This window comes from Mesorhizobium shangrilense, assembly GCF_040537815.1.
Classification (GTDB): Bacteria; Pseudomonadota; Alphaproteobacteria; order Rhizobiales; family Rhizobiaceae; genus Mesorhizobium; species Mesorhizobium shangrilense.
This window is the reverse complement of the sequence record NZ_JBEWSZ010000001.1, coordinates 757387-783118: the sequence shown is the minus strand read 5'-3', so window position 1 is coordinate 783118 and position 25732 is coordinate 757387. Positions and strand designations below refer to the sequence as shown.

28 protein-coding genes are annotated in these 25732 nt (G+C 62.8%); 8 read left to right on the top strand and 20 right to left on the bottom strand.

Features of this window, described 5'->3' with window-relative positions; genetic code table 11:
* The first annotated feature begins 23 nt into the window (after positions 1 to 23).
* The gene (locus ABVQ20_RS04090; protein WP_354458216.1) at positions 24 to 1832 is read left to right on the top strand and encodes an NAD(P)-binding domain-containing protein; all 1809 of its coding nucleotides are present in this window, start codon (positions 24 to 26) and stop codon (positions 1830 to 1832) included.
* 80 nt (positions 1833 to 1912) lie between these two features.
* Here the strand turns inward: ABVQ20_RS04090 and ABVQ20_RS04085 are convergent, their stop codons facing one another.
* The 3 genes from ABVQ20_RS04085 to tmpA all read right to left on the bottom strand — a co-directional run bounded on the left by ABVQ20_RS04085 (position 1913) and on the right by tmpA (position 5550).
* Positions 1913 to 3073, bottom strand: a complete 1161-nt coding sequence (locus ABVQ20_RS04085) for a PcfJ domain-containing protein (protein WP_354458215.1) — start codon at positions 3071 to 3073, stop codon at positions 1913 to 1915.
* A gap of 738 nt (positions 3074 to 3811) precedes the next feature.
* Positions 3812 to 4402, bottom strand: a complete 591-nt coding sequence (tmpB, locus tag ABVQ20_RS04080) for a (R)-1-hydroxy-2-trimethylaminoethylphosphonate oxygenase (RefSeq protein WP_354458214.1) — start codon at positions 4400 to 4402, stop codon at positions 3812 to 3814.
* Positions 4399 to 5550 (bottom strand): 2-trimethylaminoethylphosphonate dioxygenase, encoded by a 1152-nt coding sequence (gene tmpA, locus ABVQ20_RS04075; RefSeq protein ID WP_354458213.1) that lies wholly within the window; start codon positions 5548 to 5550, stop codon positions 4399 to 4401. Before tmpA ends, tmpB begins: the two co-directional genes overlap by 4 nt.
* A gap of 118 nt (positions 5551 to 5668) precedes the next feature.
* Between tmpA and ABVQ20_RS04070 the strand changes: the two genes are divergently transcribed.
* The gene (locus ABVQ20_RS04070) at positions 5669 to 6556 is read left to right on the top strand and encodes a LysR family transcriptional regulator (RefSeq protein WP_354458212.1); all 888 of its coding nucleotides are present in this window, start codon (positions 5669 to 5671) and stop codon (positions 6554 to 6556) included.
* Positions 6557 to 6561: 5 nt separating this feature from the next.
* Here ABVQ20_RS04070 and ABVQ20_RS04065 read toward each other — a convergent pair whose 3' ends face one another.
* The 3 genes from ABVQ20_RS04065 to ABVQ20_RS04055 are packed head-to-tail and all read right to left on the bottom strand — an operon-like array spanning position 6562 to position 8021.
* Positions 6562 to 7086, bottom strand: a complete 525-nt coding sequence (locus tag ABVQ20_RS04065; protein WP_354458211.1) for a GNAT family N-acetyltransferase — start codon at positions 7084 to 7086, stop codon at positions 6562 to 6564.
* Positions 7087 to 7141: 55 nt separating this feature from the next.
* A complete protein-coding gene (locus ABVQ20_RS04060) occupies positions 7142 to 7450 on the bottom strand; it encodes a hypothetical protein (protein WP_354458210.1) in 309 nt (102 codons plus the stop codon).
* A 4-nt stretch (positions 7451 to 7454) separates the two neighbouring features.
* Complete coding sequence (locus ABVQ20_RS04055; RefSeq protein WP_354458209.1) at positions 7455 to 8021, bottom strand: helix-turn-helix domain-containing protein; 567 nt, start codon at positions 8019 to 8021, stop codon at positions 7455 to 7457.
* A 154-nt stretch (positions 8022 to 8175) separates the two neighbouring features.
* Here ABVQ20_RS04055 and ABVQ20_RS04050 point away from each other — a divergent pair, with 154 nt between their 5' ends.
* Positions 8176 to 10005 carry an ATP-binding protein gene (locus ABVQ20_RS04050; RefSeq protein WP_354458208.1) on the top strand — a complete coding sequence of 610 codons (1830 nt, stop codon included), beginning with the start codon at positions 8176 to 8178 and terminating at the stop codon, positions 10003 to 10005.
* A gap of 226 nt (positions 10006 to 10231) precedes the next feature.
* Here ABVQ20_RS04050 and ABVQ20_RS04045 read toward each other — a convergent pair whose 3' ends face one another.
* Both ABVQ20_RS04045 and miaA read right to left on the bottom strand, forming a co-directional pair.
* Complete coding sequence (locus ABVQ20_RS04045) at positions 10232 to 11023, bottom strand: GGDEF domain-containing protein (RefSeq protein ID WP_354458207.1); 792 nt, start codon at positions 11021 to 11023, stop codon at positions 10232 to 10234.
* A 129-nt stretch (positions 11024 to 11152) separates the two neighbouring features.
* Complete coding sequence (gene miaA / locus ABVQ20_RS04040) at positions 11153 to 12100, bottom strand: tRNA (adenosine(37)-N6)-dimethylallyltransferase MiaA (RefSeq protein ID WP_354458206.1); 948 nt, start codon at positions 12098 to 12100, stop codon at positions 11153 to 11155.
* On the opposite strand from miaA, the gene serB reads away from it, so the two are divergent.
* Complete coding sequence (gene serB, locus ABVQ20_RS04035; RefSeq protein WP_354458205.1) at positions 12084 to 12971, top strand: phosphoserine phosphatase SerB; 888 nt, start codon at positions 12084 to 12086, stop codon at positions 12969 to 12971. The two genes, miaA and serB, sit on opposite strands and share 17 nt — an antisense overlap.
* The gene (locus ABVQ20_RS04030; protein WP_354458204.1) at positions 12968 to 13540 is read left to right on the top strand and encodes a GNAT family N-acetyltransferase; all 573 of its coding nucleotides are present in this window, start codon (positions 12968 to 12970) and stop codon (positions 13538 to 13540) included. Before serB ends, ABVQ20_RS04030 begins: the two co-directional genes overlap by 4 nt.
* Before the next feature lie 46 nt (positions 13541 to 13586).
* Here ABVQ20_RS04030 and ABVQ20_RS04025 read toward each other — a convergent pair whose 3' ends face one another.
* The 6 genes from ABVQ20_RS04025 to ABVQ20_RS04000 all read right to left on the bottom strand — a co-directional run bounded on the left by ABVQ20_RS04025 (position 13587) and on the right by ABVQ20_RS04000 (position 19242).
* Positions 13587 to 15101, bottom strand: coding sequence for a DegQ family serine endoprotease (locus ABVQ20_RS04025; RefSeq protein WP_354458203.1), 1515 nt, complete (start codon positions 15099 to 15101; stop codon positions 13587 to 13589).
* Between the two features lie 147 nt (positions 15102 to 15248).
* A complete protein-coding gene (locus ABVQ20_RS04020) occupies positions 15249 to 15437 on the bottom strand; it encodes a DUF2065 domain-containing protein (RefSeq protein ID WP_354458202.1) in 189 nt (62 codons plus the stop codon).
* A gap of 6 nt (positions 15438 to 15443) precedes the next feature.
* Entirely contained in the window at positions 15444 to 16433 is a 990-nt protein-coding gene (gene hflC / locus ABVQ20_RS04015; protein ID WP_354458201.1) for a protease modulator HflC, read from the bottom strand.
* A complete protein-coding gene (gene hflK / locus ABVQ20_RS04010; protein ID WP_354458200.1) occupies positions 16433 to 17548 on the bottom strand; it encodes an FtsH protease activity modulator HflK in 1116 nt (371 codons plus the stop codon). Before hflK ends, hflC begins: the two co-directional genes overlap by 1 nt.
* A 168-nt stretch (positions 17549 to 17716) precedes the next feature.
* Positions 17717 to 18226 (bottom strand): dihydrofolate reductase, encoded by a 510-nt coding sequence (locus ABVQ20_RS04005; RefSeq protein ID WP_354458199.1) that lies wholly within the window; start codon positions 18224 to 18226, stop codon positions 17717 to 17719.
* Positions 18226 to 19242: a DUF4424 domain-containing protein gene (locus ABVQ20_RS04000; RefSeq protein WP_354458198.1), complete on the bottom strand. Its 1017-nt coding sequence runs from the start codon at positions 19240 to 19242 to the stop codon at positions 18226 to 18228. Before ABVQ20_RS04000 ends, ABVQ20_RS04005 begins: the two co-directional genes overlap by 1 nt.
* Before the next feature lie 223 nt (positions 19243 to 19465).
* Between ABVQ20_RS04000 and cobF the strand changes: the two genes are divergently transcribed.
* Positions 19466 to 20230 (top strand): precorrin-6A synthase (deacetylating), encoded by a 765-nt coding sequence (cobF, locus tag ABVQ20_RS03995; RefSeq protein ID WP_354458197.1) that lies wholly within the window; start codon positions 19466 to 19468, stop codon positions 20228 to 20230.
* Positions 20231 to 20349: 119 nt separating this feature from the next.
* Here cobF and ABVQ20_RS03990 read toward each other — a convergent pair whose 3' ends face one another.
* The 4 genes from ABVQ20_RS03990 to modA all read right to left on the bottom strand — a co-directional run bounded on the left by ABVQ20_RS03990 (position 20350) and on the right by modA (position 23413).
* Positions 20350 to 20691 (bottom strand): winged helix-turn-helix domain-containing protein, encoded by a 342-nt coding sequence (locus ABVQ20_RS03990; protein WP_227346662.1) that lies wholly within the window; start codon positions 20689 to 20691, stop codon positions 20350 to 20352.
* Between the two features lie 90 nt (positions 20692 to 20781).
* The gene (modC, locus tag ABVQ20_RS03985) at positions 20782 to 21894 is read right to left on the bottom strand and encodes a molybdenum ABC transporter ATP-binding protein (RefSeq protein WP_354458196.1); all 1113 of its coding nucleotides are present in this window, start codon (positions 21892 to 21894) and stop codon (positions 20782 to 20784) included.
* Positions 21891 to 22595, bottom strand: coding sequence for a molybdate ABC transporter permease subunit (modB, locus tag ABVQ20_RS03980; RefSeq protein WP_354458195.1), 705 nt, complete (start codon positions 22593 to 22595; stop codon positions 21891 to 21893). The genes modC and modB overlap by 4 nt, the downstream gene beginning before the upstream one ends.
* Before the next feature lie 32 nt (positions 22596 to 22627).
* The gene (modA, locus tag ABVQ20_RS03975) at positions 22628 to 23413 is read right to left on the bottom strand and encodes a molybdate ABC transporter substrate-binding protein (protein WP_354458194.1); all 786 of its coding nucleotides are present in this window, start codon (positions 23411 to 23413) and stop codon (positions 22628 to 22630) included.
* 185 nt (positions 23414 to 23598) lie between these two features.
* Between modA and ABVQ20_RS03970 the strand changes: the two genes are divergently transcribed.
* Together ABVQ20_RS03970 and tsaA are read left to right on the top strand one after the other, a co-directional pair.
* Positions 23599 to 23808, top strand: coding sequence for a TOBE domain-containing protein (locus ABVQ20_RS03970; protein ID WP_354458193.1), 210 nt, complete (start codon positions 23599 to 23601; stop codon positions 23806 to 23808).
* A 14-nt stretch (positions 23809 to 23822) separates the two neighbouring features.
* Complete coding sequence (tsaA, locus tag ABVQ20_RS03965; RefSeq protein WP_354458192.1) at positions 23823 to 24314, top strand: tRNA (N6-threonylcarbamoyladenosine(37)-N6)-methyltransferase TrmO; 492 nt, start codon at positions 23823 to 23825, stop codon at positions 24312 to 24314.
* An 11-nt stretch (positions 24315 to 24325) separates the two neighbouring features.
* On the opposite strand, the gene ABVQ20_RS03960 is transcribed toward tsaA, so the two are convergent.
* Positions 24326 to 25120 (bottom strand): thymidylate synthase, encoded by a 795-nt coding sequence (locus ABVQ20_RS03960; protein ID WP_354458191.1) that lies wholly within the window; start codon positions 25118 to 25120, stop codon positions 24326 to 24328.
* Between the two features lie 170 nt (positions 25121 to 25290).
* Positions 25291 to 25602: a DUF2853 family protein gene (locus ABVQ20_RS03955; protein ID WP_354458190.1), complete on the bottom strand. Its 312-nt coding sequence runs from the start codon at positions 25600 to 25602 to the stop codon at positions 25291 to 25293.
* Positions 25603 to 25732: the final 130 nt, after the last annotated feature.

Here is a 25732-nt window from a genome sequence, read left to right as displayed (position 1 = left end):
AACGGACAACCGGAGGAGAAACCATGCTTGAAAGAACACCCACCACCAAGGCGCAAGCGCTGCTCGACAAGTTCGGCAAGGCGCTGGAGGCCGGCGACATAGACACCGCGGTCAACTCCTTCCAGGCGGATTGCTACTGGCGCGACCTCGTGACGTTTACGTGGAACCTGAAGACGATGGAGGGCCAGGACCAGGTTCGCGATATGTTGAAGGCAACCCTCGCCGAGACCAAGCCTACAGGCTGGGCGGTGGCCGAAGGCGAGGAAGCGACCGAGGCGGACGGCGTCATCACCGCCTGGATCACCTTCGAGACCATAGTGGCACGAGGCTTCGGCCTGGTGCGTTTCAAGGGCGACCTGATCTGGACCTTGCTCACCACCATGGCCGAACTGAAGGGACATGAGGAAAAATCCGGCTTCACCCGCCCGCTCGGCGCCAAGCATGGGCACGGCAAGGACCGCAAGACATGGCGTGAGGAGCGCGACGACGAGATCGCCGAACTCGGTCACACCAGGCAGCCCTACGTCCTCATCATCGGCGGCGGCCAGGGCGGTATTGCGCTTGGCGCGCGGCTGAAACAGCTGGGCGTGCCGACGATCATCATCGAGAAGAACGAACGCCCGGGCGATTCCTGGCGCAAGCGCTACAAGTCGCTCTGCCTGCATGACCCGGTTTGGTACGACCATCTGCCCTACATCGATTTCCCCAAGAACTGGCCGGTCTTCGCGCCAAAGGACAAGATCGGCGACTGGCTTGAGATGTACACCAACGTGATGGAGCTGAATTACTGGTCCTCCACGTCAGCCAAATCCGCAAAGTACGACGAGAAGGCCGGGGAATGGACAGTCGTCGTTGAGCGCGACGGCAAGGAGATCACCCTCAAGCCCAAGCAGCTGGTGCTGGCCACCGGCATGTCCGGCAAGGCGAACTGGCCGAAATACAAGGGCCAGGACATCTTCACGGGCGAGCAGCAGCATTCCTCGAACCACCCTGGTCCCGACAGATATCGCGGCAAGAAGGTGGTGGTCATCGGCTCCAACAACTCCGCCCACGACATCTGCGCGGCGCTGTGGGAGGGGGGCGCCGACGTCACCATGGTGCAGCGCTCCTCCACCCACATCGTCAAGTCCGATACGCTGATGGATATCGGCCTGGGCGGGCTCTATTCAGAGCAGGCGGTGGAGAACGGCATGACGACGCGCAAGGCCGACCTGATCTTCGCTTCCCTGCCCTACCGCATCCTGCACGAGTTCCAGATCCCGCTTTACGAACAGATGAAGGAACGCGACGCGAAGTTCTATGAAGACCTGGAAAAGGCCGGCTTCCTGCTCGACTGGGGCGATGACGGCTCCGGTCTTTTCATGAAGTATCTGCGCCGGGGTTCGGGCTACTATATCGATGTCGGTGCTTGCGATCTCGTCATCGATGGTTCGATCAAGCTGAAGAGCGGACCGGGCGCGGCGGTACAGGAACTGACCGTGACCGGCGTCAAGTTCGCTGATGGCACCGAATTGCCGGCCGATCTCGTGATCTATGCCACGGGCTACGGCTCGATGAACGGATGGGCCGCGGACCTCATCTCGCAGGACGTGGCGGACAAGGTCGGCAAGGTCTGGGGTCTTGGCTCGAACACCACCAAGGATCCCGGGCCCTGGGAAGGCGAGCAGCGCAACATGTGGAAGCCGACACAGCAGGACGCGCTGTGGTTCCACGGCGGCAATCTTCACCAGTCCAGGCACTATTCGCAGTATCTGTCACTGCAGCTGAAGGCCAGACAGGTCGGCTTGCCCACGCCCGTCTATGGATTGCAGGAGGTCCATCACAAGGGATAGCCGGCGGCCGACAGCAGCAACCAAGGAAGGCGCGGCCCACGCCGCGCCTTCCTTGTCGGTTAAATAGAGTTGTCCTCGGCTCAGTTCACCAGTAGCACGCCCCTCGCCTTGGCCCACCGCTCCAGAATCTTGCGCTCATCCGGCGTATCAAGGCGATTGCTGGGGCCTCGTACCTGGATCGCACGATTTTGCCGATCGAGCTCGATTGTCAGCAGGCGCTCGACCTTGCCGAGCGCCGTGCGCCGCAGCACCCAGATGGACGCGTTGCCGGCGATGCATTTGGCCGCATAGGTCGAGACGCAATGATGCATCGCCCGGCTTTCGGCAACCAGATCCTCGGCTGTCTTCAACTGGCGAACGAAGAACCGCTCGCCATGCACCTTCGCCCCCTTGGTTGGTGGCTGCCATTCCCAGTCCTCCAGAGGGGAGCCATCCCAGGCACGCCCTTGTGCCTGCATTTCCGCAGGTTGCGCAGCCCGTCCGGCCGCGCGGCGGCGCATGGCCTCAATGCGTTCGATCGCCGCAATGTCGTGATGCCACTCCGACATCTGCCGGCGCAGCGAAGCGAGCGTGCGCCCCTTCAGACTGTAGGCTCGATCACGCCGATACATGGCGGCGATGTAGTCGCAGAGATCGTCAATCTCCTCCTTCGACCCTGGCTGTCCGCAAAAGAAACGCACCACCTCGCGCCAGAATGGCAGCTCTGCGCGTGGCGTGCTTGCTATCTTCGTGCGGGCAAGGCGAGCCGCCAGCCCGACATCATCCGCATAGGACCGCGCAATCGCCACCCAAAACGCCTCGTTGAACGAGAAATCGCCCGAGAGGTTCAGGAAACAATGCACTTCCTTGCGCGACAGCCACGCATTGGCACCCGCCTTGTAGAGCGAGTCACCACGCGCAACCGTCACGTACCAGGTCTTGCGAAGCGTAACCTCGTCGACATGCAGCCCCGAACTGTCCAGCCAGATACGCTCGAGCGCGGCCGAGACCGGATAGTGCGCATAAAGATGCCGCGCCGCGGCCAGTTGCAGCCGCGCGGGATCGCGCGTTTTCAGTTGCGGACGCCACGAGGCCCCATCGCGGATCGCCATGCTGGCAAAGCCACGGCGCACCTCCTTGAGCGCCCGCCCAAAGTCCGGAACGGGGCGCGGGGTTGGAGAAACCCGCCGCAGCGTCGCGGCATATGCTTCAATACGTTCGCGCTCGGCCTCTTGCCTGCGCTGGATCATGGACCTGGCCATGGCCGTTCTCCCCGATTGGAACCCTGTCAGCCGCACGCAATTCCAGCGCCGGCACGGAATGTGTCGATCTGGATTGGCGTGACATGGACAGGTCTCCTTCAGGGATGACGGGTTGGAACGGGCCGGTGTCTACGCTCCCGAGAACTTTAGAACAAGAGCCATTCTTTCAATGTTTACAATGGCCTGCAGTAGTGTTGCAAAGTCGCATCTCGGGCATCCGGATAGCCGCCATCACCGGCCGGAAGCATTCGGCTCCCACCGCTTCAACACTCGTGTCGGTCGCATGAACGACGCTGCGGATCGCTTCGGACGTGGCTGCCGCCACGCATCGCAACGGTCCTCGGACTGTCAGGCAATGAGAACCCGCTTTGGCGCGGATCAGCCGTTCGTCCGATCGCGAAGGCGCAACGTGCGTGAACATGATTTCATCGTGGCCTCCATCAAAAATGTCGCGATACGGTGCGGCAACCTTGATGGCTGGCCGCTTGCCGGACGCCGGCTAGTACATTCAATCAGCCGCGACAGCAAGCAGCGGTTGTATTCGGCCCTGTCGCGTTCGGGCGAACCGGGAGTGCCCTGGCGGGCGGCTCGCCACTATAGCATCTGGCCGCGAAGCGGGAGCGCTTGCGACCGGCAAGCGCTCCCGGCAGTCGTCCGGTCGGTAGGCCGCCACCGCGCTTTCGCCGTCAAAGCAGAAACACATGGTCCTCTCCTCTCCGGCGATAGGTTCCGAGTTGGCTATGCCGCCTTATCGGCGGCGAAGCGCGCCACCACGCGTTCCAGCAGCGGCACATAGTCGCGAAACGAACGCGTTTTCATGTCGGCGATCTTGCCGCCCTCGTCCCATATACGGACCCGCACAGCTTCATCATGGAACGGATTCCTGCGGAACTCGGCCACCTCGTCGGCATTCATCGGGCCGCCCTGCAGCGACAGCGTGTGCACCGACGCCTGCGACAGCTTGCCGAAATAGGTCGGATCGGTGGCGCAGAGATAGCGTTTGGCCGAAACATGCAGCCTCACGCATTCGACGATGACCGGCGGGAAGAACGGCGCCAGCACCTCACCGCCGGCCTCGTCATGGTGCTTGTCCTCGACATCGTCAGGCGAATAGGTGCCGAACTCGCTGGTGTAGTGGCCGATGTCGTGCAGCAGTGCCGCCGCCACCAGCTCTTCCGGCGCATCGTCCTGTTCGGCGAGCCACGCGCCCTGCAGCATGTGCTCGGACATGGTGACGGGCTCGCCGAGATAGGATTCCGCACCACGCCTCTCGAAGATATCGGCGATGAACTCGACGATATTGCCCGCGTTCAGATCCGGGTCGCTCATTCCGCCGCCTCCTTGAAACCGTGTTCGATCGCGGCAAGCGTCGAGAGCAAGCCGTCCTTGTCGGCGTAACAGCCCTGCAGCCAGCGCTTGCCTGTCCCGGAAAAGGCCTTGCGAGCATGCATGACGCGGGTGTTGTCGACGATGAAGGCCTGGCCAGGCTCAAGCTTGAACGTCACTTCGAAGGACGGATCCTCGATGAGTTCGGCGAACCGGCGATAGGCCTTGTAATAGGCGTCCATGTCGGCGAAGGGCACGTCGACCGTCGGCGCCAGCGAGCGGTTGTTGAAGCGGATGCAGATCAGCTCGCCATCCGGCCCGAGTTCGATCATCGGGCGCTTGGACTGCAGCCGAACGCCGGACGAGCCGGCATATTCAAAGCGTGCCGAACATGAACTCAGCAGCCGAAAACCCTCCGGGTTTTCGGCCTGCAAGGCGGCTGCGACGGCAAACCCGTCGACGACGCTCGATTCGCCGCCATCGACCGTGTTCTCGATGCATGACAGGATCTGCAGCGTCGGCACCGGATCGCGGTACGGATTGTCGGTGTGCGCCTGAAGGCCGAGATTGGTGTAGGCGAGATTGCTCGGATTGACCTCGGCGCGCACTTCGAACCAGCGGCCGTAATTGGTCTCCCTGATGTACCCGAACAGGTCGGACACTTTGCACAGCGCCCCGGATTCGGTCGGCAGACCGTCCATCACCGCAAAGCCGTAGGCGCGCACCGCCGACAGCCATTCGCGCAGGACGTTGCGGTCGCGGCTGGCGGCGCCATAGCCGGCGCGCGGCACGGAATTCTGCATCGTCGCCTTGGTCCAGCGCCGAATCTCGCCGCCGGTCCAGCCGGATTGGCGGGCCGCGTCGCGATCATAGGCGTTGGCGCTCAACCACGAAGCGGGAAAGCTGACCGTCTTGCCTTCCGGCGCGAAGCTGACCTCCAGCGCACCGCCCTTGATCGAAGCAGCGCCAATGCGTGTATCGGCGGGAATGTCGAGGATGGTGATCAGGCGCTGGCCATTGCCGGCGCTGCGCGTCTTGTCGTCCAGCGCATTGTCGCGCAGCCACATGGCATGGAAGCGGGTGCGTGCCCCATCCTCCCAGTCAAGTTCGATTGTTCTTCCTTCGTCGCCAATAAACGCGTGGGTCAGCATGGATGAGGTCCTGTACCTTGCACCCCACGGTCCGGTCCACAGGGTTTCCATTGCATGCTGACGCTTCCCAAGGCATAACTCAAATTATCATTTTTTGGCCAACGGGGCGAAAATTCTAATGGCTAGTAGACCCCCTGATGCCTTGCCTCCGCTCGACTGGCTGCGCAGCTTCGAAGCCGCGGCGCGGCTGTCCAACTTCACCGCCGCCGCGGGCGAGCTTGGCCTGACGCAAGCGGCCGTCAGCCAGCATATCCGGTTTCTCGAGGAGCGACTGAAGACCCGCCTGTTTTCGCGGCTTGCTCGCGGCGTCGCACTGTCCCCGGAGGGCGCGGCCTATCTGCCGCACATCCAGTCGGCATTCGCCACCATCGGCAACAGCACCACGGAATTGTTCGAACCGCGCGCTGTCCAGACCGTCACCATCCGGGTGCCGATCTCCTTTGCCCTGCTTGTGCTGATGCCCGCCCTGCCCGATCTCACGAAGGCGCTGCCCCAGATCCAGCTCGATGTGGTGACGATCCACCGTCCCACTGACTATGACCAGCCGGGCTCGGTGCTCGACGTACGCTTCGGCAACGGCTCCTTTCCCGGGCGCGAAGCCGACAGGCTGACCGTCGAGCGGCTCGTGCCGGTAGCCGCCCCTGCCCTGGCTGACAATGCCGACTGGACCTCCCTGCCCCTGCTTCTGGTCGCCGGTGCGCGCGAAATGTGGGCGGAATGGTTCGCCGCCGCCGGATTGGCGGGACATGCCAGGCGCTCGCACCGCTTCGACAGTTTCGTTGCCGCGATGGAAGCGGCCAGGGCCGGTGCCGGCATCCTGCTGGGCTCGCGGCCCCTGATCGACGCCGCACTCGCCGGCAGGGCCCTGGTGCCGCTTTCCGACTTCGAACTCTCCAGCAGTTCTGGTCATTTCCTGACCCAGCCTTCGGCAGCACCACTGTCGCGCGCCGAACAGGATTTTCGTCAGTGGCTTCTGTCGCGTCACCCAAGCGCGGTGAGAACATAGATCAATCAAGCAGGGCCGACGCGCTTCCAATAGATCAACGTAGCAGTCAGCCCGCCCAGCGGCTTCAGCGCATAGTCGGGGATTTCGCCTGTCAGCGTGAAGCCCAGTTTTTCGTAGAGGCCGGAAGCCCCCTCCTCGGCAGCAGTGTCCAGCACCAGCAGCGTGCGGCCCTTCTTGACGGCGAGGCGCTCCGCCGCCTGCATCAGGCTGGTTGCCACGCCCTTGCCCCGTTGATCGACTGATGTCATCAGCTTGGCGATCTCGGCCCGGTGCGGCTGGTTGGGCGGAAAGTCGAGCAGCAATGTCACGGTGCCGACCAGAGCGTCGCCATCCCATGCGCCCAGCACCACTCTTTCGCCTCTCGCTGCCGCCTGGAGGGATTTTTCCCAGAAGGCCTCGGCGGCCTCCCGCGCCAGCGGATGTATGAAGCTGACCGATCCGCCGGCGGCAACCGTCTCGATCAGAATCTCGACCAGCATGTCTCGCGCTCGCCCCGCGCCGGTCATAGCCTTGATTTCGATGGACCCCATAAACGATGTCCTTGGTTGAAATGGTTGTCGCGATCATGCGCCTGGCTCGCAGCCGTCAGTCCAGACGGCTGACCCGCCTTCGCTTTCGCGCCGCCTTGATCGCGGCGATGCGATCGGCATCCTTTGGCTGCAGATGTAGCCCGCGCTCCAGGATCTCAAGCGTGTATTCTTCATAGGTGAGTCCTAGCCGTTCGGCCTTTTCCATCCGCAGCAGCATGACCTCGTGGCTCGGCGCTTTCCACGCCTTGGCGTGCGCTGCCTGCCAGGCAAGGAAGATATACGGGTCTCCCTTGCCCCATGGCGGTCCCTTGTAGTCGTCAAGCGGCGGCCCACCATTGTGGGAGCGTTTAGGGCGTCGCGCCATCTGCCTACCCCCTGACCAGCGCGACCAGATAGTCGGCAGCGTCCGGCCCGGAGGCATGGAAACTGCAATCCGACGGCGCGCCTAGCGCCAGGCAATCGCCCGGCTGGAGCCTGTGCACGATATCGCCCTCGGTGAAATCGAGCCGTCCGGAGATCATCCATATCTGCTGCTTGATGAAGGCATAGGAGGCGGCGGGGAAATTGACCTTGGCTCCCGCCGGCAGCTGGACCCGGATCAGTTCGAGCGGCATGTCCGAGGCCGGCGAAAGATGCCGCCGGACATAGCCGGTGGCGGGATCGCGCCATGTCGGCTGGTCGCCGTCGCGAAGCAGTCCGCCCCCCTGCAACTCCGCCCGCGCGATCAGCGTGGACAGCGTCATGCCGAAGGCCGAGGCGATGCGCACCAGAAGTGCCGCGGTCGGACTTGTCTTGCCGCGCTCGATCGTGCTGAGCATGGCTTTCGACACGCCGGACCGATCGGCGAGTTCGGCCAGCGACCAGTCGCGCATGCTTCTTTCGGCATGTATTCGCTTGCCGATGGTCGAAGAAAGATCGTTCGCTATATCATCCATAATTCCGATATAATGAATTCTTGTCGCCGAGAAAAGAGAGGGTAGATCGAATTGTCGAGAATGCCTTAAGGCCTCCTACACCATCCAGCCACACCCCACCTTAACCCCGTTCCAGTAGGGTCGGTCCGCTTGGGAAATGGGGAATTGCCTGTCCATGTTTGTTGAACGCGAAGCCGCCGTCGGAGAGCCGACATCGCAGGAGCGCCGCAACGCGGAGCAAAACGACAAGAGGGTTCTCGGCAATGTCGTGCAGTGCGACGGCGCGCGCGCCACGATCAGCGCTTATGCCGACGACATTGAAGGCGTGATCACCGGCCTTTGGACGGTCGGCAAGATGATTTCCATCAATCTGGGCACAGCGCGAACCGTCGGCCTGGTCTACGAGATCGGCAAGTCGGATCGCGCCTGGAGCAGCGAGGGCCAGAACCCGATCGAGGTCAAGATCGAGCTGATCGGCGAAGTCCGCGACGGCGCCGAGCCGGGCGCCAAGCCAGTCTTCGACCGTGGCATCACCACCTATCCCCATATCGGCGCCATTGCCCACCGCATCCGCAGCCGCGACCTGCAGGCGGTCTACGATCTGGCGGGACGTCATTCGATCACCATCGGCTCGCTGTCGCAGGACGAGACGATCGACGCCAACATCGCCATCGACGACACGCTGGCCCGGCACTTCGCCGTTGTCGGCACGACGGGCGTCGGCAAGTCGACGGCCGTCTCGCTGCTGCTGCGCAAGTCGATCGCTGCCCGGCCGGACCTGCGCATCCTCATCCTCGATCCACACAATGAGTTCGCGGCGTCGCTGCCCGAATATTGCGTCCGGGTCGATTCGACGACGCTGGATCTACCATTCTGGATGTTCAAGCTCGAGGAATTCGCCGAAGTGCTGTTCCGCGGCCGCGAAACTGTCCCGGAGGAGGTCGATGTGTTGCGCGACCTTATCCCCGCCGCCAAGAACCTCTACCGCAATCCCAATTCCGGCGCCTATGTGCGACGCGGCAGCGATGCGCTGACCGCCGACACGCCGGTGCCCTATCGCATGGTCGATCTCATCAAGCAGATCGACGAGCGCATGGGCCTGCTCGAAAGCAAGAACGACCGCCCAATCCTCAGATCGCTGAAGACGCGCATCGAATCCGCGGCCTCCGATCCGCGCTACCGCTTCATGTTCAACTCGCGCCTGATCGAGGACACGATCCACGAGACGATCGGCAATATCTTCCGCGTGCCGCACCATGGCCGCCCGGTGACCTGCTTCGAGATGGCGGGCATGCCTTCCGAAGTCGTCAACTCCGTCTGTTCGGTGCTGGCCCGCTTGGCCTTCGACCTTGCTCTTTGGAGCGAGGGCAAGCTGCGGCTGCTGTTGCTGTGCGAGGAAGCGCATCGCTACATGCCGGCCGATCCGCGGCTCGGCTTCGCTCCGACCAGGCACGCCCTGTCGCGCATCGCCAAGGAAGGCCGCAAATATGGCTGCTATCTCGGCGTCGTCACCCAGCGCCCGGGCGAGCTCGATCCCACCATCCTGTCGCAGTGCTCGACCTTCTTTGCCATGCGTCTCGCCAATGAGCAGGACCAGGCGATCATCCGCTCGGCGATCGCCGATTCCTCGGCCTCCACGCTCGCCTTCCTTTCGTCCATGGGCCAGCGCGAAGCCATTGCCTTCGGCGAAGGCGTGGCGACGACGATGCGGCTGAAATTCGAAAAGCTGTCCGAGGATCTGATCCCCGGCACGTCCAGGCGTGAGCAGGCCGTGCCGTCCGAAATCGGCGACGATGTCGATCTGGCGGCAATCGTCGAACGGTTGCGCAACGTGCCGAAGCCGCAGCAGGCAATGGCCTTTGCCCAGGCCGTGGATTCAGGCCGGCAGGCCGGCGACCCCGAATACCGCAAGCCTCCGGTCCCACGCATCCAGCCGGACGACGATTTCGACATGCGTTACGGCCTCAAGCCCGCGACCTTCGGCCTGCGCCCGCAAAACGACTGAGCCTGCGCGTCACGTCCATCTGCCGACAGTTCTGAGAACCCGCGACAAGCCTCCAAAGGCTCTGCTTCGTTGGCCAGCTTGGGCAAATCCCGTCAGGGAATTCGTCAGGCTGAGTCGGCTGGTGTCGTTTTCGAGAACCGGAGCGGAGCGGACATTCAGTCCGTGAGCACCGGAATCGCAGAAAACGGCAGCAGACGGCCAGCCTCACGAATTCAGTGATGGGATTTCAGGCGCAGACGCGGTTGCGGCCCTGCCTCTTCGCCTCATAGAGCTGGCGATCGGCGCGGCGGTAGAACTCTTCGGCCGTTTCCTTGCGATCCCAGACGGCAAGCCCGACGCTGGTGGTGATCTTGAGGCGCACATTGCCGGAGAGGATCGACATGTTGGCGATCGCCTTGCGGATGCGCTCGGCGAACTTGGCCAGGAGTTCGGCATCCATATTGGGAGTGACCACGGCGAATTCCTCGCCGCCCAGTCGTGCCACCACGTCGTGGTAGCGCGTCATGTCCTTGAGACAGTTGGCGACGGCGCGAAGCACTTCGTCGCCGACATCATGGCCATGGGTGTCGTTGACCTGCTTGAAATGGTCGAGATCGAGGATCATCAGTCCGACGGGCTTCTCGATGCGGCGGAACTCTTCCAGATATTCCTTCAGCGCATCATCGAAATAGCGCCGGTTCTGCATGCCGGTCAGTCCGTCGGTCAGCGCCGCATGTTCCAGCGTCTCCGAGCGCGCGCTGAGCGAAACCGTCATGGCGCGCAGCTTGCCCTCTTCCGTCGCCTGCTTGCGGATCAGCGGATAGATGAAGAAAACGCCGAAGAACAGCGCCGTCGCCAGGAGCACGCCGGTCGCAAACAACAGCTTGTTGAGGTAGATGATCTGATCGATTCCGGAAGACGTGCGGATCTCGGCGGCAAGCGATTGCAGAAGTCCATAGGCATGCAGCGTCACCAGGCCCGCGGCCAGGATCACGAAGATAAAGACGAAAAATGCCGATTCCGCCTTATGGAAACGCATCTGCTCCCCGTTTCAAAAACACCCGCCGATCATATCGCACGCGCGACCTTACGGAGGGTTAATTTGGACAACCACAACGAGAATCTTTCGTTCTGCGTCAACTTGGCAGGTTGCATCCAAAGCGGACTGTCAGATCACTTCCGTTTCGTCGCCGGTGCCTGATCTCCGCCATTCGGGGCCCAATTGGTGCCTGAACCAGGTCGCCTGACGCTTGGCATATTGCCTGGTCGCGATCTTGGCGCGCTCAATTGCTTCGGGAAAACCCATGTTTCCAGCCATCGCCGCCTGCAGTTCACGAACACCGATCGCTTTCATTGCCGGCAAATCGGCATCGAGATCGAGTGCCGCGAGCCGGCGAACCTCATCCAGAGCGCCCTTGTCCAGCATCTGGTCGAACCGGGCTTCGATCCGCGCCACCAGGGCCGCGCGATCCGGCTCGATCACGATGAAGTGCGCACCATTCCTGTCTATCAGCGGCTGGCCGCGCGCTGCCTGCCACTCGAGGATCGAACGGCCAGATGCGTCCAGCACCTCCAGCGCCCGCACGATGCGTTGGCTGTCGGTCGGCTTCAACGTCATGGCGACCCTTGAATCCTCATGCATCAGGATCTGGTGCAGTTTGACCGCGCCTTGTTCCTTCAATTCGTAGCGCCAGCGGTCGCGTATCCGCTGGGGAATATCCGGCATTTCCGAAATGCCCTCGGCAAGCGCCCGGAAATAGAGACCGGTGCCGCCGACGAAGATCACCGGTCGTCCCGAAAGCACGCCGTCGTCGATCAGTTTCATCACATCACGCAGCCAAGCGCCGGTGGAATAGGCGGTGGAGGGATGAACATGCCCGTAGAGAAAATGCGGGGCTCGGGCGAGATCGGCGGCACTCGGCCGCGCCGTCAGCACGTCGAGCACCGAATAGCCTTGCATGGAATCGGTGTTGACGATGACGCCGCCCTCGCGCTCGGCCAGATCGAGCGCAAGCGCCGACTTGCCGCTGGCGGTCGGCCCGGCTATCAGGATCGCGTTCTTCACGCGGCCTTCGCCCGCCTTTCCGCTGGAATTTTCAATGCCGCTTGTCGCCACGCTCGTGTCCCGTCCCGCCGACCAGATCCTTTTGCCGTCGCTTGCGAATATGGCCTCAAGGTCGGTTGGCGCAAGCGCTGTTCATTGGCTGGCTGAAGGGATTGCTTGCGACCTTGCCTTGCCCGAAGCGGCAGACGTCGCCGAGTTGGCCGCCGGCCTGCGCGCCGCGCTGGCTTCGGAGCCGGTCGACGTGATCGTCCAGCCGGTCGAGGGAAGACGCAAGAGCATCCTCATCGCCGACATGGATTCGACCATGATCGACCAGGAGTGCATCGACGAGCTTGCCGACGAAATCGGCGTCAAGGATCATGTCGCCGCCATCACCGCGCGATCGATGAACGGCGAAATCGCCTTCGAACCGGCACTGCGCGAGCGCGTGGCGCTGTTGAAGGGTCTCGACGCCGCCGTGGTCGATCGCATCATCGCCAACCGCCTGACACTGGCTTCCGGCGGCCGCGCGCTTGTCCAGACGATGCGGGCCAACGGTGCCTGGACGGCACTGGTCTCCGGTGGCTTCGAGGTGTTCACCACGCGCATCGCGACCATGCTTGGTTTTCAGGAAAACCGCGCCAACCGCCTGATCGAGCAGGACGGCCACTTCACCGGTCTCGTCGCCGAGCCGATCCTTGGCCGTGCCGCCAAGGCCGATGCACTGATGGAGATTTCAGCCCGCCTCGGCCTGGCGCCAGCCGATGCCATCGCGGTCGGCGACGGCGCCAACGACCTCGACATGATCCGCCTCGCCGGCACCGGCGTGGCACTTCATGCCAAGCCGGCTGTCGCGGCGCAGGCAAAGGTACGCATCGACCACAGTGACCTGACCGCCTTGCTCTACCTTCAGGGCTATCGACGCGAAGAATTTGTCGAATGAAACCCATCCGCACCGAACGCCTGATCCTGCGCAACTGGGAGGACCGCGACCGCGAACTCTTCCACCGGATCAATTCCGACGAACGCGTCATGGAGTTCTTCCCGTTCCGGCGCAACCGTACGCAGGCCGACGCCAAGATGGATGAACTGCACACGGCCATCGAGCGTGACGGCTACGGCTTCGCCGCGGCCGAGATTGCGGCCACCGGGGAATGCATCGGCTTTGTCGGCATCACCGGAACTGGCCACTTGCCGTTCCTGCCGGCCGGCACCATCGAGACCGGCTGGCGGCTGGCGCCCGAATTCTGGGGCAAAGGCTATGTCTCGGAGGCAGCCGAGGCCTGGCTGGCCTACGGCTTCGAAACGCTTGGGCTCGATGAAATCGTGTCCTTTGCCGTCGAGGACAACCGCCGCTCCACCGCCGTCATGGAACGCATCGGCATGACCGCCGATCCCTTGGCCGATTTCGACCATCCGGGCATTCCCGATAGCCATCCCGCGCTCATGCGGCATGTGTTCTACAGGCTCTCTCGCATCAACTGGGAAGCAAGAAAAAGGGCGGCTCGCTAGCCGCCCTTTTCTTTTCAGGATCAGAGTGTTTCCGGATTTTCCGGACTCAATCCATTCTTATCGTCACGAACCGCAGTTCGCCGGTCTTCGACGCCAGCATCAGCAGCGCGTTCTTGCGTCCCTGCTCCTTCAACGCGCCGATCCGGTCCATGACGTCCTTGGGCGTGGCAACCGATTCCTGTGCGATCTCGGTGATCACTTCGCCGGGCTGGATGCCGCGCTCAGCGGCTGCCGAGTCCTTGGCGACGTCGGTGATGACGACGCCGGAAACGTCGGCGGCAATGCTGAACTTCTTGCGCGTGTCGTCATTGAGTTCGCCGATGGTCATGCCAAGCACGGCCGCCGTCGAAACCGGTGGCGCCTTGTCGGCCTTGCCCTGATCGGTGCCCTTGTCTTCGGCGCTGGCTGCTTTCTCGCCGTCCTCAAGCCGGCCGAGCGTCACCTTCACGGTCTGCTCGACGCCCTTGCGCACGATGACCACGTCGACCGCCTTGCCGACCGGGCTTTCCGCCACGACGCGCGGCAGGTCGCGCATCTCGTGGATATCCGTACCGTCAAACTTGATGATGACGTCGCCGGCCTGAACGGTTCCGTTGTCGACAGGTCCGCCCTTGATGACGCCGGCGACGAGCGCGCCCTTGGCGGTCGCCATGCCCAGGCTTTCGGCAATGTCGGCGGTCACGGGCTGGATGCGCACGCCGAGCCAGCCGCGCCGCGTCTCGCCGAACTGGCGAAGCTGGTCGACGACGCCGGACGCAAGCTGCGCGGGTATGGAGAAGCCGATGCCGATCGAACCGCCGGACGGCGAAATGATCGCCGTGTTGATGCCGATCACTTCGCCGGCGCTGTTGAACAGCGGTCCGCCGGAATTGCCGCGGTTGATCGCGGCATCGGTCTGGATGAAGTCGTCATAGGGACCCGAATTGATGTCGCGGTTGCGGGCCGAGACGATGCCCACCGTCACCGTGCCGCCGAGGCCGAACGGATTGCCGATCGCCATCACCCAGTCGCCGACACGCATCTTGGTGGAGTCGCCGAATTTCACCGAGGTCAGCTTGTGCCCCTTCGGATCGACCTTCAGCACGGCGACATCGGTCTTGGGGTCGGTGCCAATCAGCGTCGCCTTCAGCGTGACGCCATCTGAAAAATTGACTTCGATATCGTCGGCGTCGGCGATCACGTGGTTGTTGGTCACCACGATGCCCTGGTCCGCGTCGACGACGAAGCCGGAACCCAGCGACTGCACCTTCTGCGCGCCATTGTCCTTGTCGCCACCACGGTTCTTGAAGAAGTCGTCGAAGAAGTCCTGGAAGGGCGAGCCCTCCGGTAGCTGCGGCATCGGAACGGCGCCCGGACCTTCCGTGCCCTTGACTGTCTGCGAGGTCGATATGTTGACCACCGCGCCGAGCAGCTTGTCAGCGAGATCGGCGACCGAGGGCGGCCCGTCATTGGCGAACACAGGCGTGACAAAGGACGGAACAGCAACCACGCCGACGAGCAGCGCCGCCGCACCAGCGATGAACGTCCGTCGTGCCGCGCGCAAAAGGGTGTTGGATGTCATCGAGAAGCCTCCCGGTATTTTCTGAAAAAGCGCTTCGGCGAAAACGCCGCGTCGCGTCATGTTGGCAAGAAATACGGCACGTTTGCGGCTGTGGCTAGAAGCAGGGCAGAAATCCTGCGTTATTCCCAAGCCGCAAACCAATCAGCCTCACCCGCCCCGCACCAGCCAGACGATGCCGACACCGACGGCGATCGCCGCCAGCCCGGCGATGCGCAATACATTCTCCGGCATCGACAGAACCTCGCCCGCCAGTTTCTTGGCGAACTCCGGAAAGCCGCCATAGACCAGCCCCTCGACAACGAGGACCAGGCCAATGGCGGCGAAGAAGTCCTGCACCGGCCTTTACTGGCCGGTTGCAGGTTGAGCCGCCGGCGCGGCAGGCGCCGCCGGGGCGGCGCTTGCTGCCGGAGCAGCGGGTGCGGGCTGCGGCCCCAAAGGCTTCGCCCCCGCTTCCTTGCCGTCGGGATCGCGGAAGAACCGGAAGAACTCCGAACTCGGCGAAAGCACCATCGTCGTTCCGGTGCCGTCCAACGCGGTACCATAGGCATTCATCGAGCGGTAGAAGTCGAAGAACGCCGGATCGCGCTTGTAGGCATCGGCGAAGGTGGCACTGCGCTGGGCTTCGCCCTCACCGCGCAGGATTTCGGACTCTTTCTGCGCCTCGGCGACGATCTCGACCACTTCACGATCAGCGCGTGCCGTGATGCGCTGTGCCGCTTCGTTGCCGCGTGCCCTCAGCCGCGCGGCTTCCGCCAGGCGTTCGGCCTTCATGCGGTCGTAGGTCTGCTGTGAAACCTCGGCCGTAAGATCGGTCCGGCGGATACGGACATCCTCGATCTGCAGGCCGAGCGACGTGGCGTCGGGCCTGAGCTGATCGCGGACTTCGCGCATCATCACGGCGCGCTCTTCGGAGAGCGCGGCCTCGAAATCGCGCAGACCGTAGACGCGGCGCAAGGCAGCGTCGAGACGGGTCCGCAGGCGCGCTTCGGCCAATTCGATCTGACCGGACACGGCGGCACGGAAGACGCGCGGATCCGAGATGCGATAGGCGATGAAGGCATCGACCTCATAGAACTTGCCGCCCGACACCTGGACGCGGATGTTGTCGAGGTCGAAGCGCAGCACCCGGTTCTCGATCAGCTGCACCGTATCGGCGTCGAAGAACGAGAACGGCGCCTTGAAGTAGATGCCGGGTTCGCTCTTGACGTCGACGATCTCACCGAACCGCAGCACGAGCGCCTGCTGGCGCGCATTCACCACGAAGACCGACGAATAGATGAGGAACAGGATGACCGCCAGGATGACGACGATGATGGGAAGACGGTTGGCCATTACTGGTTACCTCCCGTGGTCGCACCAAGGGGGGTGGGCGTCGGCGCCTTCTGCTGCAGTGCCGGCAGCGGCAGGTAGGGAACAACACCCTGTCCGTTGCCTTGCTCGACAATGACCTTGTTGGAGTCCTTCAGGACCTTCTCCATCGTTTCGAGATACAGGCGCTTGCGCGTCACGTCGGGCGCCTTGGCATATTCGTCGTAGACCGAGATGAAGCGCTGCGCCTCACCCTCGGCTTCCTGCACGACCCGATTCTTGTAGGCGGCCGCGTCTTCGCGGACCTGTGCCGCCTCGCCGCGTGCCTGGCCGAGCTTCTGGTTGGAATACTGGTTGGCCTGCTCGACGAACTTGTCCTCGTCCTGCTCGGCACGCTGCACCTCGTCAAACGCATCGGCCACCTCGCGTGGCGGTGCCGCATCCTCGATCGAGACGGCGTTGACGTTCAGACCGGCCTTGTAGCCGTCCAGCGTCGTCTGGATGATCTCGCGCACCGAGGCCGCTATGCCCTGGCGGTCATCGCGGAAGATGTCCTGCGCCGGCCGGCGGCCGACCGCTTCGCGCATCGCGCTTTCGGCAACCTGCCGCAGCATGCCGTCGGGATCCGAGACGTCGAACAGATAGGCCCGGGGATCGGAGACCTGATAGGCCACCGAAAACTGCACGTTGACGATGTTCTGGTCGCCCGAAAGCATCAGGCCGTTGCCGCTGGTGTTGCCACCGCCAATGTCGACGAGCTGCTCGGAAATCTTGGCCGTCTCGACGGTTTCAAGCGGCCACCAATGGAAATGCAGGCCTGGCTGCGAAAGCTCCGCCTTCGGCTTGCCGAAACGCAGTTCGACCGCAACCTCGTCGGGCTGCACGGTATAGACGGCCTTGAATGCCCACAGCACGACGAGTGCGACCGCGATCAACGCGAACACAGCTGGGCTTGCGCCACCGCCGCCCGGCAGAGCGCGCCGCAGCCTGTCCTGGCCGCGCCGGATGATGTCTTCGAGATCGGGGGGCGAGCCCTGCGGACCTGTCGGTCCTTTTGGTCCCTGCCCCCAGGGTCCGCCACTATTTCCGCCGCCGCCCCACGGGCCGCCGCCTCCGCCACTCTTGTCGTTCCAGGGCATGAATGTCCTTTCGCTTGGAATTCCCTCATGCGCCGGTGTTACGGCGCAAAATCCAGTGTTGTTCTTCTATAGGGACGCCACGACGCGCTTTCAACGCGATCGACTGTCGACGGCATCTGTTTTGGATGATCGCGACCCTTTGTCGTCCCTCAATGCCCTTTCTGTCTTTCAAAGCATTTCGCGGCGGCGCTCGTAAACCGTGTAGCGCGTCGCGTGGCTGTCCTTTTCGCCGGCCGGAATGTCTTCCGCCCGGACAACACGCCACAGCTTGGGGTCGATCGGCGGAAAATGCGCGTCACCATCGACATCGGCCAGAATGTGGGTGACATGCAGGCGGTCGGCCAACGGCAGCGCCTGCGCATAGATCTGGCCGCCGCCAATGATGCAGACCTCGTCGGCGCCAGCCGCGCGCGCTTTGGCCAGTTGGATGGCATCATCCAGCGAATGCACGACTTCGATGCCCTCGGCGCTCCAGTCCTTGTCGCGGGTGACCACGATGTTCAGCCTGCCCGGCAGCGGCCGGCCGATGCCCTCATAGGTCTTGCGGCCCATGATGATGGGCTTGCCCATCGTATCGGCCTTGAAACGCTTGAGGTCGGTGGAAAGCCGCCAGGGCAAACCACCGTCACGCCCGATCACGCCGTTTTCGGCGATGGCGACATAAACAGCGACATCCATCAGTTTGCGCTCCCGCCATTGCTGTCGGCCGGGTTGAGCATGAGGATATTGATGTCGTGCTCGGGATAGAAATCATTGGCCGTCATCTCGAAGGTCGTTGGCCCCACCTTCCTGACATTATCGCCGCAGAACGAGACCAGGTTTTTCGCATTGCCCTTGTCGACGGTCAGCTTGAACTTGCCGATCGTGCCCGTCGCCCAGTTGCCGCCGGTGGTCAGGATATAGGCGATGCGGCTCTCGTAATATTTCGGATAGCCGTCGGGATCATCCTTGGCCGCCTTGCGGATGGCGTTTTCGAACGTGCTGTCCATGCAGTAGCGTGTCTTGTAGGCGGTGTACGGGTCCTGGAACTTGCCATCGGAAAAGAAGCTGACCGTCGACGAGCTGCCGACGCTGGGCTTGTAGCGGTGCGAGACACGGACATCCGCGTTGGCGGGAAAATTCGAGCGCCACCAATAGGTCGAGCGCAATTGCCAGAATGGCGAGTAGACGGTCTTCATGCCCGAACCGTCGTCTGAACTGTCCTCGATGATGATGCCGCGGTTGACCCAGTCATCGGCGACCGCCTGCGGCAGCTTTGCGAGTGCTGCCCGTGCCGCGTCGCCGAACGGATAGAACGGCACGTTCTGCGCCTTCAGCTCGGCGCTGATGTCGACGCCCAGCGCAAACACCTTCTGCTCAAGCTGCGGCTTTACCGCCGCGCCGTCGATCGTCACTTCGAAGCCGAGAAAATTGTCACTGGGGTCGTTGGGGATGGCCGGCATTTCCTCGGGATTGCCCTCGATATCCGGCATCGGAAAAGCGACGATCGCATCGACATCCTTGTCAGTGTTGTTGTGGAAGACATAGTCGACCGTCACCTTGTCCGGCGAGATGTAAAGGTCCTCGCTTTGCATCGCCACCGCGTCGCTGCGCGACAGGATCAGACCACCAGTGCCAAGCTCGGCGGTCGAATCATTTGCCAGCGCGGGCGCTGCGCAGAGCATCAATCCTGCAGCCAAGACAGTTCGCAACATCACAGCTCCCCTCCCACAAACCATCACATATCACCTCAAGGCATGCCGCCGGGCCTGACCCGAAGGTGCACGGCGAATTGGGGAACGACATGCCTGGACAATCAATGGCGCGACCCTACTTGTTTCAGCCCCGCGTTCAAAGCCCCTGCATGCCGGCGCAACTGCCTGCGCTCACACAATCGCGGTCTGGACAGGCAAGCCTCGATCGGGCAGGAGTTCGGCCATGCGCAAGGTTCTCGTCATCGGCATCGGCGCCGGCAATCCGGAGCACATGACCGTGCAGGCCATATCAGGCCTGAACCGGGCCGATGTGCTGTTCATTCCCGACAAGGGCGCGAAGAAGAATGATCTGGCCGAACTGCGCCGCCAGATCTGCGACCGTTTCGTCACCAATCCCAAATCGCGCCGGGTCGAGTTCGATGTGCCGGTGCGCGCCGAGCCGACATCCTCCTACCGCTCGACCGTCGATGATTGGCATGAGGCGATCGCCGCCATTTACGAAGCCCTGATCCGCGACGAACTGCCGGAAGATGGCTGCGGCGCTTTCCTGATCTGGGGCGACCCCTCGCTCTATGACAGCGCGCTGCGCATCCTGGAGCGTGTGCGGCTGAGGGCCAATGTCGAGTTCGAACTGGACGTCATGCCCGGCATCACCGCCGTGCAGGCGCTCGCCGCCAGCCACAAAATGGCGCTGAACCGCATTGGCGATTCCTTCCTTGTCACCACCGGCCGCCGCCTCACGGAAGAAGGCATGCCGGACAATGCCGGCAGCACCGTCGTCATGCTGGACGGCAAATGCGCCTTCAACACGCTGAGCGACAAGGATCTCATCATCCACTGGGGCGCCTATCTCGGCACGCCCGACGAAATCATCATCTCCGGCCGCCTCGGCGACGTCGGCGCGGAGATCGAGAAAATCCGTGAAGACGCCCGGCGCAGCAAGGGCTGGATCATGGACACCTACCTGCTGCGAAAGCCAGGAGACTAGGCAGTAGGCAGTAGATGAAATGATGTTTCGTGACGGAAGATAGCACAAGAATGCCGGCCACTTCCTAACCCTACTGCCTACTGCCTACTGCCTACTGCCTACTGCCTACTGCCTACTGCCTACCCCGCATCAATCTCGGCCTGCAGCGCCTCCATATGCGTCGCGGCCGCTGCCGCCGCCGCGCGCTCGATGGCGCGAAAACGGCTGACCACGGCCAGTCCCACCGACGTCAGTTGCGCGCCGCCGCCCTTGCGGCCACCTGTCTGCGCCGCCACCAGCGGCTTGCCGAACACCCGGTTCATGTCTTCGACAAGGTCCCAGGCATGCTTGTAGGACATCTCCATGCCGCGCGCGGCGGCCGAGATCGAGCCGAAGGAAGCGATCTGCTCCAGGAGTTCGATCTTGCCCGGCCCGATGCGCCCGTCGGGATCGAGATTTATCCGCAAGCTCAGCGATGGCATTTCGGGTCCTCCGCGGTCACGCCCACACCCATACTAGAAGCTCTCCAGTGAAACCGCTATTCCAAATTAACATAGCGACAGCCATTCGCGTCATGCATCCGCCTCGACGGGCAGGCCGGCGCCGGTGTTCGCGCGATCGAAACTTACGGTCTTGATCACAGCAAAAACCTGTCGGCCAAGCTGAAGCCCCAGCGCATGCCGCGATTGCTCGGTGATCCGGGCAATCACTATCGCACCATTGCAATCGATACCGACCTCGACAGCAGGCCCCTCGCCCGGCTTTATCGCCATGACCGTGCCTGACAAAATGTTGAGCGCGCTGAGACCCGCAGGCCGCTCGGTGGCGATCATCACGTCACGGGCGCGAATGCGGATGCGCACCGGCGCTCCAACCGCGATTGCCAGCCGTGGCACGCGGATCTCGCCCGCCGGTGAACCGAGCACCGTCATGCCGAACGCCTCGTCATGGCTGATCACCCTGGTATCGAGCACGGCGCCGCCCTCGGCGCGCTCTTCCGCCGGCAAAAGGTCGAGCCGCTGCATGATGGCACCGGTTGGGCCGTAAGCGGCGACCTTGCCCCGCGCCAGCACCACCACATCGCTCGACAGGCGGGCGACCTCGGCCACCGAATGGCTGACATAGACGATCGGGATCTTCATCTCGTCGCGCAGCCGTTCGATATAGGGCAGGATTTCGGCCTTGCGCGCCTCGTCGAGCGACGCCAGCGGCTCATCCATGAGCAGAAGTTTTGGGCTGGCAAGCAGCGCCCGCCCGATGGCCACCCGCTGTTTTTCGCCGCCGGAGAGCTTTGCCGGCCGCCGTTCCAACAGCGCGCCGATGCCGAGCAGCTCAACCACGGCGCTCATGTCGGCATAGCGTTGCGCCGCCGGCGTGAACCAGCGGCCGTAGCGCAGATTGCTGGCCACGCTCATATGCGGAAACAGCCGCGCATCCTGGAACACCATGCCGATGCGCCGCTTGTGCTTCGGCACGAATGTGCCGGCATCCGTGTCGACCAGCATGCGGCCGTCGACCTCGATGCGCCCCTTGTCGGGCCGGATCAGCCCGGCGATCATGTTGATCAACGTTGTCTTGCCGGAACCCGAGGGACCGAACAACGCGGTCAACCGCCCCGCACTTTCAAAGCGAACATCGAGCGCAAAACTCTCGAGCTGATGGCGGATGTTGACGAGGACCGTCATTCGATGTCCATCCGCCGGCCGACGCGCCGGGCCAGCACTTCCGAGGCGACGAGCGCCGCCATGGAGATGATGATGGAAATCAGCGTCAGCCTGAGCGCGCCTTCATCGCCGCCCGGCACCTGCGTGAACGTATAGATCGCCGAAGGCAGCGTCTGCGTCTCGTTCGGGATGTTGGAGACGAAGGTGATGGTCGCGCCGAACTCGCCCATTGCCTTGGCGAAGGACAGGATGGCGCCTGCAATCAGGCCGGGCAGGATCAGCGGCAGCGTGATCGTGCCGAACACCCAGAGCGGGCTGGCGCCCAGCGTCCCGGCCGCCGCTTCCATCTTGCGATCGACCGCCTCGATCGACAGCCGGATTGCCCTCACCATCAAGGGGAAACCCATCACCCCGCAGGCCAGTGCGGCGCCCGTCCAGCGGAATGAAAAGACAATGCCGAAATGCTCGGCGAGGAAGGCGCCGGCGGGGCCACGCTTGCCGAAGGTCAGCAGCAGCAGATAGCCGGTCACCACCGGCGGCAGGATCAGCGGCATGTGGACCAGCCCGTTGAGCAGCGTCTTGCCCCAGAACTGGCCCCGCGCGAGCAACAGCGCGATCAGTATGCCCGGCGGCAAGCTGGCGACCATGGCCACGGTCGCCACCTTGATGGACAGCCGGACCGCATTCCATTCGTCGGGAGTGAGGTCCAGCAGCCAGTTCATGCGTCAGAACGCATCCTTTACTTGGTCAGGCCTTACTTGGCCAGGACGGTGAAGCCCTGATCCTTGAAGAGTTCGGCCGCCTTGGCGGACTGCAGGCATTTCAGGAAGGCCGCCGTATGCTTGTCCTTCGAATCCGCAGTCTGGGCAACCGGGTAGATGATCGGCGGATGCGAATCTTCCGGGAAGGTGCCGATCACCTTGACGCCCTTTTCCGCATGCGCGTCGGTGGCATAGACGATGCCGAGTGCGGCCTCGCCGGTCGAAACCAGCTTGAGCGCCGCACGCACATTCTCGGCTTGCGCCACCTTGCTTTCGACCGAGGACCAGACGCCCAGCGATTCCAGCGCCGCCTTGCCGTATTTGCCGGCCGGCACCGCCTTGAAATCGCCCATGGCGAGCCTGCCGTCGCCAACCAGTTTGGCTAGGTCGAAGCCCTTCTCGATCTTGGCTTCAACCTTGGAATCCTTCGGCGCCACCAGCACGATCTCGTTGCCGAGCAGCTTCACTTCGGTGTCCGGCTTGGTCAGCTTCTTGTCGGAGAGATATTTCATCCAGTCGAGATCGGCGGAGATGAACACATCGGCCGGCGCGCCGCCCTCGATCTGCTTGGCCAGCGCCGAGCTTGCCGCGTAGGAAATGGTCGCTGCCTCGCCGACATCGGCCTCGCACGACTTGTTGACGGCATCGAGCGCATCCTTGAGGCTGGCCGCGGCAAACACCACCACCTTGTCGTCGGCATGAGCAGGTATCGCCGCCATCAGCATTGCCGCAAAACCACCAATAGCAATCACCTTCATTTCAAAACCCCTGCGCGTCATGAAACTCTCCCTGAGCTGAAATCCGTTGGGCTACGAGCCTGCCAACCGATATATCCGCATGAACATAACAAGGTAAAGGGCCAGCATCAGCCAAAGCCGTTTCATCTTGCCGTAACCTTGCACATGGCGTGCTCGGATGGTTTTGCTAAGACTGGCACAGGACAAAAACACGGAAAGGAAACTCCATGAAAATCAGCGCCCGCAATATCCTGAGGGGAACGATCGTCGAGATCGTCAAGGGAGCGACCACCTCGCATGTCCGCATCGACATTGGCGGCGGCGCCGTCGTCACCTCCTCGATCACCAACGAAGCTGTCGCCGATCTCAAGCTGGAAAAAGGCAAGCAGGCCTATGCGGTGGTCAAGGCCTCGGACGTGATGGTTGGCATCGACTGAAAGTTCTGAGCGAAATGGTTCGGGAAAACGAGATCAGGCCAAGCGAGGTGGCGGTTGATCCGCCACCGGCGACCGACGCCGGCCTGGTGTTCATCGGCGTGATCCGCACGCCCTGGGGTTCGCGCCTGCTCACGCCGCGCCAAGGCCGGGCGGATGGCCCGGTCTGCCGGATCGAGATCTTCGACCCTTGGCGGGAGGCGCTGCAGGGTGTCGAGGCATTCGAGCGACTTGAGGTTCTCTACTGGCTGCATCTGTCGCGGCGCGATCTCGTCAGGCAGAGCCCGGCCAGCGACGGCACCTCGCGCGGCACTTTCGCGCTGCGCTCGCCGGTCCGGCCCAACCCGATCGGCACAGCGATCGTGACACTTGCTGGCGTCGAAGGCTCGACATTGCTGGTGCGCGGCATGGATTGCGTCGACGGAACACCCCTGCTCGACCTGAAGCCGGATCGGGCGCTGTTCAAGCCGATCGCGCCGCCGCAGCCGGGCGACTTCGAGGTTGGATAGGAAGTACTGGCTCAGACCGCGATGGGCGCCTTGATGCTCGCGTCGGCGACATAGTTTTCCAGCCGGAAATCCTCGAAGCGGAAGGCGAAGAGGTCTTTTACCTCCGGATTGATCCACATCGTCGGCAGCGCCCTCGGCGTGCGCCGCAGCTGTTCGCGCGCCTGCTCGAAATGGTTCGAGTAGAGATGCGCATCGCCAAGCGTGTGGACGAAATCACCTGGCTTCAGCCCGGTCACCTCAGCCACCATCAGGGTCAGCAGCGCATAGGAAGCGATGTTGAAGGGTACGCCGAGAAAAATATCGGCTGAGCGCTGGTAAAGCTGGCAGGAAAGCCTGCCCTTGGAGACATAGAACTGGAACAGGCAGTGGCAGGGCGGCAGCGCCATGGCCTCCACCTCGGCCGGGTTCCACGCCGAAACGATCAGCCGCCGCGATTGAGGATTCCGGCGTATCTCCTTCAGAAGACCAGCAATCTGGTCGATCGAGCCGCCATGGCCGTCCGGCCAGGAGCGCCATTGCTTGCCATAGACCGGGCCAAGGTCGCCATTCTCGTCTGCCCATTCGTCCCAAATGGAGACGCCGTTGTCGTTGAGATATCTGACGTTGGTGTCGCCGGCCAGGAACCACAGGAGCTCATGGATGATCGACTTCAGATGCAGCTTCTTGGTGGTGGTGACGGGAAAACCGTCGGCAAGGTCAAAGCGCATCTGGTAGCCGAACACCGAACGCGTTCCGGTGCCGGTGCGATCGCCACGATCAGCACCGTTTTCCAGCACATGTTTCAGAAGGTCGAGATACTGGCGCATCGTTTCCGGCTCGATTCGATTGTCGAGGCATTATAGCCGCCAGACCGGCGGCCGAACACATCAAAACAGCCCAAGCGTTGGCTTGTCCCATCACTCTTTTCGGGCGTTTGCGCTCGATAAGGTGCAAATTCAAACTGAAGCGATTGTCCTGCTGCGCCAGGTCCAAACCGTCAAAGCGAGCCGAGCTTGCCCAGATCCTTCGCTACCAGATAGTAGAACGTTACCCGGTGCTTGCTGTGGTCAGCGTGCATCGTCTGGCAGACCTTTTGGATCGCGGCGTCTGCCTTCTTGTCGTCGGTGATGCCGAGCTTCTTCGAGACCCAGCCCGCCTTGACGCGATCGAGTTCCTTCGGGTCCGTGCAGGATACCAGCGAGGAATCGCGATTGCGTAGCGCAATGCCCAGGTGCTTCACGATCTTCTCGACCACGTCGGCGTTCGCCGCGGCGTCGTATTTCTTCACGTCTGCGAGATAATCGGCCATCAAACTTCCCCTCGTCGGCGCCACGGATCCGGTCGATGAGGGCTGTGGCGCGCTCCGCAACTTGTGCGCTAGGTCGGTAACTCCTCACCGTGGCAAAGCTTCGGTTGAGAGCGCTTTCAAGTCAACCCTT

Coding starts and splice junctions, on each gene's coding strand:
- ABVQ20_RS04055 (WP_354458209.1), bottom strand. CDS start 8,021: ATGGATGATATAGCGAACGATCTTTCTTCGACCATCGGCAAGCGAATA.
- ABVQ20_RS04060 (WP_354458210.1), bottom strand. CDS start 7,450: ATGGCGCGACGCCCTAAACGCTCCCACAATGGTGGGCCGCCGCTTGAC.
- modC (WP_354458196.1), bottom strand. CDS start 21,894: ATGACGGTCCTCGTCAACATCCGCCATCAGCTCGAGAGTTTTGCGCTC.
- ABVQ20_RS04085 (WP_354458215.1), bottom strand. CDS start 3,073: ATGGCCAGGTCCATGATCCAGCGCAGGCAAGAGGCCGAGCGCGAACGT.
- ABVQ20_RS03955 (WP_354458190.1), bottom strand. CDS start 25,602: ATGGCCGATTATCTCGCAGACGTGAAGAAATACGACGCCGCGGCGAAC.
- ABVQ20_RS03960 (WP_354458191.1), bottom strand. CDS start 25,120: ATGCGCCAGTATCTCGACCTTCTGAAACATGTGCTGGAAAACGGTGCT.
- ABVQ20_RS03990 (WP_227346662.1), bottom strand. CDS start 20,691: ATGCCATCGCTGAGCTTGCGGATAAATCTCGATCCCGACGGGCGCATC.
- ABVQ20_RS04065 (WP_354458211.1), bottom strand. CDS start 7,086: ATGGGGTCCATCGAAATCAAGGCTATGACCGGCGCGGGGCGAGCGCGA.
- tmpB (WP_354458214.1), bottom strand. CDS start 4,402: ATGAGCGACCCGGATCTGAACGCGGGCAATATCGTCGAGTTCATCGCC.
- cobF (WP_354458197.1), top strand. CDS start 19,466: ATGCGCAAGGTTCTCGTCATCGGCATCGGCGCCGGCAATCCGGAGCAC.
- hflC (WP_354458201.1), bottom strand. CDS start 16,433: ATGGCCAACCGTCTTCCCATCATCGTCGTCATCCTGGCGGTCATCCTG.
- ABVQ20_RS03970 (WP_354458193.1), top strand. CDS start 23,599: ATGAAAATCAGCGCCCGCAATATCCTGAGGGGAACGATCGTCGAGATC.
- ABVQ20_RS04005 (WP_354458199.1), bottom strand. CDS start 18,226: ATGGATGTCGCTGTTTATGTCGCCATCGCCGAAAACGGCGTGATCGGG.
- tmpA (WP_354458213.1), bottom strand. CDS start 5,550: ATGCTGACCCACGCGTTTATTGGCGACGAAGGAAGAACAATCGAACTT.
- modA (WP_354458194.1), bottom strand. CDS start 23,413: ATGACGCGCAGGGGTTTTGAAATGAAGGTGATTGCTATTGGTGGTTTT.
- hflK (WP_354458200.1), bottom strand. CDS start 17,548: ATGCCCTGGAACGACAAGAGTGGCGGAGGCGGCGGCCCGTGGGGCGGC.
- ABVQ20_RS04090 (WP_354458216.1), top strand. CDS start 24: ATGCTTGAAAGAACACCCACCACCAAGGCGCAAGCGCTGCTCGACAAG.
- modB (WP_354458195.1), bottom strand. CDS start 22,595: ATGAACTGGCTGCTGGACCTCACTCCCGACGAATGGAATGCGGTCCGG.
- ABVQ20_RS04025 (WP_354458203.1), bottom strand. CDS start 15,101: ATGACATCCAACACCCTTTTGCGCGCGGCACGACGGACGTTCATCGCT.
- ABVQ20_RS04070 (WP_354458212.1), top strand. CDS start 5,669: ATGGCTAGTAGACCCCCTGATGCCTTGCCTCCGCTCGACTGGCTGCGC.
- tsaA (WP_354458192.1), top strand. CDS start 23,823: ATGGTTCGGGAAAACGAGATCAGGCCAAGCGAGGTGGCGGTTGATCCG.
- ABVQ20_RS04000 (WP_354458198.1), bottom strand. CDS start 19,242: ATGTTGCGAACTGTCTTGGCTGCAGGATTGATGCTCTGCGCAGCGCCC.
- serB (WP_354458205.1), top strand. CDS start 12,084: ATGCCGCTTGTCGCCACGCTCGTGTCCCGTCCCGCCGACCAGATCCTT.
- ABVQ20_RS04030 (WP_354458204.1), top strand. CDS start 12,968: ATGAAACCCATCCGCACCGAACGCCTGATCCTGCGCAACTGGGAGGAC.
- ABVQ20_RS04045 (WP_354458207.1), bottom strand. CDS start 11,023: ATGCGTTTCCATAAGGCGGAATCGGCATTTTTCGTCTTTATCTTCGTG.
- ABVQ20_RS04050 (WP_354458208.1), top strand. CDS start 8,176: ATGTTTGTTGAACGCGAAGCCGCCGTCGGAGAGCCGACATCGCAGGAG.